The organism is Rothia sp. HMSC061C12 (assembly GCF_001815755.1).
Lineage (GTDB): Bacteria > Actinomycetota > Actinomycetes > Actinomycetales > Micrococcaceae > Rothia > Rothia mucilaginosa.
The window spans coordinates 1-2481 of record NZ_KV821870.1 but is presented as its reverse complement, the minus strand read 5'-3'; the positions used below and the strand labels follow the sequence as shown (position 1 = coordinate 2481).

Genomic DNA, 2481 nt, shown 5'->3' with positions numbered 1-2481 from the left:
ACGTCCTTGTGCGGTAGTGGTTGGTGAATCATGCTCGCCCCGGTGAGGTGGTGGGCACATCCTTAGCCTATCGCACGGTATCTGACCAGAAGGTTAACTGGGTGCAAGGCTCGGGTGAAGACTGGGCAACCATTCATCAGAGGGCCAAGATCCGTGTGTGACCACCCAATTTCCTCGGCTGTAATGAGGGGGCTGCCCCTGCTGCATTGTTGAAGGTGAAGGGTGGTGCGAAATGGTCCGCTGATTTCATATGGAAAGCCCCGGGTGATGCGAGTTGAAGACTCGCGCCACCCGAGGCTTTATTTATGGCTCATGAGCTGGTTATTCTTTGATTTCTTCAAGGCGAAGAGTGTCAAAGTTTCTATCATCATTTCTCGTGCTCCATGTTTTATACATCTTATATTTCTTCCCCACTTGAATTTCAGAAACATACCTTGGAATATTTTTACCCTCCGGCGCGACATACATTTCAACAACGCCACATTCAATCGTCTCGAAAACACCTTTGGGAGAAGTGTCAGTCATGTTTGACACCTGACCACCAACAATTTCAACTCTAGCTGATTTCACGGTGCATACGGCGTACCAATTTTTATCTTCGATATGCGTTGTATAGTGCATGAATGTAAACAATAACCCCATACCCAGAACAAGACTAATGAAAATTCTGGCTTCCGGGGGTATGCGTTTTTTAATCCATGGGAACATTGTTTTCCTGCTTTCAGCGCCTTGTCTGGCAGGTTCTCTGCAGGCTCTGGAGCTGCGAACTGTCATTCCTTAATCTCTTCAAAGCGGGTTGTGTCAAAATCTCGGTCCTTTTTCGTGGATGAATTCAATACGTGGAATAGATATTTTTTACCCGGCTGAGCAGTTTTAACGTATGCGGGGATTTTCCAGCCTTCTGGAGCCTCATACATTGACAAAGTGCCGCACTCTTCTGTTTCAAAAACACCTACAGGGGCAGTATCATTCAGCTCGCCTATCGTGCCGCCTCGAGGCCTGGTGTATGCCTTCGTTACGGTGCAAGTAGCAGTGATACCATCACTGTCATCTCGTAATTCATATGGAAAGCGTACGAGGACATAAATGATAATTGCTACGATGCTTGTCATGATTATGATACTGCTTGGGCGCCTATCACCGAAGAACTCCTCTAGGAATCCTTTTATAAAATCTTTTATGCAGTCTATGATAAACATGTTGAAAAACTCTCTTTAGGGATATTTGGACTGGGGTATAGATTATGGGGTTGGATAAATCTATATGTAATCCGCCTCTTGGAAATATTATTCCTTGATTTCTTCAAAGCGGGTTGTATCAAAATCTCGTTCCTTTTTTAAAGATGAGTTTGCGACATGGAATAGATATTTCTTGCCAGGCTTGACGGTCCCAACGTACTCGGGAATCTTTCGACCTTCCGGCGGCACAATCATCGTGAGAGTGCCGCATTCTTCTGTCTCAAAAACACCTTTGGGCCTAGTATCATTCATGCCGCTTACTGTTCCGCCAATCTCTTTTGTATATGCCTTAGTTACGGTGCAGGTGGCGGTGAATCCGTCACTGTCATCACGTGAGTATTTAGGGAAAACGAAGAACATGTACCAAAGAATTATGAATGAAATAATGAGTGCCACTCTTTGGCGGCGTTTGTAATTAATTTCCATCGGTTTGCCCCTTCTAGATAGTTAGCTTTCCTTGCAGGATTTCTAGGCTTTCGTTGCTTCACGCGCCTGCTGACGCTCCAGCCTGCGCGCCTCATTACGGGCAGCCCTACGGCGACGCTTCTGGCGCTCACTCTTCGTCACACCCACCACATACTTCGTCTCACACAAGTCATAAAACTGGGCATAAATATCTTGCGAAGAGCCATACATCCCGACCACACTCATCACGTCCAGGCCGTCTTCTTCTGCCCAGTGTCCGTGATCGTCACGGTACAGCACCTGCGCCATAAGAATCGTCGCATCAAACTGGTACGGGTCAAAGCTGCAGGTACGCTTACCCATTTCGGTACTGCCGATGCGCAAGAAGCCGTTCTTCATGTTCTCCTCCACATGAGCGAACGTAATCGAGGGGTAGGTGAAAGTGCGTTCCTTCCACCGCCAATTACGCCACCGCACGCAATCCTCGTGTAGTTCGAGGTAGAAGGCGTAGCAGTGATTCAGAGGAATAGCACCCAGCAGGCCAAGAGACACGACGCTAAAAATAAGGCCCGAAATCGCAACGGTAAAATCCTCTGAACCGGGCTGCACATCCCCAACATCAAGAGACAACCATATAAGCGGCATACCGACAAACCCGAGAATAGTCACAAGCCAGAAAAAGATGTATGCCAGGATGGGCCTCTTCTGCCTCTTATTCAGGGTGGGTTTGCCGAGCTTAATGCGGTAGCCCGGTATCAGGGCGACGATAAGCCCCCAAAGGGTTCCGGTTTCAGCAGCGTTCATAGTATGTACGTCCTTGTGCGGTAGTGGTTGGTGA

At 47.8% G+C, this 2481-nt stretch carries 4 protein-coding genes; all 4 read right to left on the bottom strand.

Annotated elements, in window-relative coordinates; genetic code table 11:
• Positions 1–321 precede the first annotated feature (321 nt).
• The 4 genes from HMPREF3055_RS06230 to HMPREF3055_RS06215 all read right to left on the bottom strand — a co-directional run bounded on the left by HMPREF3055_RS06230 (position 322) and on the right by HMPREF3055_RS06215 (position 2447).
• Positions 322–774, bottom strand: coding sequence for a hypothetical protein (locus tag HMPREF3055_RS06230; RefSeq protein WP_141758478.1), 453 nt, complete (start codon positions 772–774; stop codon positions 322–324).
• The gene (locus tag HMPREF3055_RS06225) at positions 771–1199 is read right to left on the bottom strand and encodes a hypothetical protein (protein ID WP_049354348.1); all 429 of its coding nucleotides are present in this window, start codon (positions 1197–1199) and stop codon (positions 771–773) included. Before HMPREF3055_RS06225 ends, HMPREF3055_RS06230 begins: the two co-directional genes overlap by 4 nt.
• 87 nt (positions 1200–1286) lie before the next feature.
• On the bottom strand, positions 1287–1664 hold the full coding sequence (locus HMPREF3055_RS06220) for a hypothetical protein (protein WP_070738578.1): 378 nt from the start codon (positions 1662–1664) through the stop codon (positions 1287–1289).
• Between the two features lie 42 nt (positions 1665–1706).
• A complete protein-coding gene (locus HMPREF3055_RS06215; RefSeq protein WP_070738582.1) occupies positions 1707–2447 on the bottom strand; it encodes a cobalamin biosynthesis protein CobN in 741 nt (246 codons plus the stop codon).
• Positions 2448–2481 lie beyond the last annotated feature (34 nt).

Coding starts and splice junctions, on each gene's coding strand:
- HMPREF3055_RS06220 (WP_070738578.1), bottom strand. CDS start 1,664: ATGGAAATTAATTACAAACGCCGCCAAAGAGTGGCACTCATTATTTCA.
- HMPREF3055_RS06215 (WP_070738582.1), bottom strand. CDS start 2,447: ATGAACGCTGCTGAAACCGGAACCCTTTGGGGGCTTATCGTCGCCCTG.
- HMPREF3055_RS06230 (WP_141758478.1), bottom strand. CDS start 774: ATGACAGTTCGCAGCTCCAGAGCCTGCAGAGAACCTGCCAGACAAGGC.
- HMPREF3055_RS06225 (WP_049354348.1), bottom strand. CDS start 1,199: ATGTTTATCATAGACTGCATAAAAGATTTTATAAAAGGATTCCTAGAG.